Genomic DNA, 928 nt, shown 5'->3' on the forward strand with positions numbered 1-928 from the left:
ATAATAGTCCCTGCGTTTTTAATGATTTCGGCTAGCTTTGCAGAGGTTTCTGGGCCAATGTCGAAAATCATATCATCATCAGCAACCGCCTGAGCGCTCTTTCCTTCAGCTACAGCCGTCTCAGAAAATTCTTTACCGGTCACGACATCAGTTGGTGTTGGGATATCCGTTTTTTCCGACAGAGCTTTCGCGTTAGAGATCAAATCTTCTTCATATAACGATTTACCAACTGGATTGCCCGCCGCAGCAAGGAAAGTATTTGCAATACCGCCCCCAACAATAAGCTGATCAACTTTGTCTGATAGAGATTCTAATACCGTCAACTTAGTAGATACTTTTGAGCCACCAACAATAGCGACGAGTGGACGCTTTGGTGTATCTAGTGCGTGAGCTAGTGCTTCAAGTTCAGCTGCGAGTAATGGGCCTGCACAGGCAATCGGCGCAAATTGTCCGACACCGTGTGTTGAAGCTTGCGCGCGATGCGCAGTTCCAAATGCGTCCATGACGTATACATCACAAAGCGTAGCGTATGCCTTTGACAATGTCTCTTCGTCTTTTTTCTCACCCTTGTTAAAGCGAACGTTTTCGAAAAGCACTACATCGCCATCTTGAATATCTGATGGGACTTCCAAAGTCTTAAGTAAAGGAACATCTTTGCCGAGTAATGAAGAAAGATGATTAGCCACTGGCTTCAACGAAAATTCTTCTGCATATTCGCCTTCGGTTGGTCGGCCTAGGTGCGACATCAACATAACTTTTGCGCCCGCTTCAATAGCGGCTTTAATTGTTGGCAATGACGCGCGAATACGTGCATCGCTTGTTACTTTGCCATCTTTGACCGGTACATTAAGGTCTTCGCGGATCAAAACGCGTTTACCTTTAAGTTCTAGATCGGTCATTTTCGTTACGTTCATCTATCGTAATCCTA

Annotated in this window: 1 protein-coding gene; it reads right to left on the bottom strand. The window is 45.2% G+C overall.

All coding sequences use genetic code 11. The features are described 5' to 3' along the window. Positions 1-914: phosphoglycerate kinase (locus A3738_RS28645; protein ID WP_068764024.1), on the bottom strand; the 914-nt coding region annotated here is incomplete at its 3' end. Positions 915-928: the final 14 nt, after the last annotated feature.

Source organism: Oleiphilus sp. HI0066, from assembly GCF_001635725.1.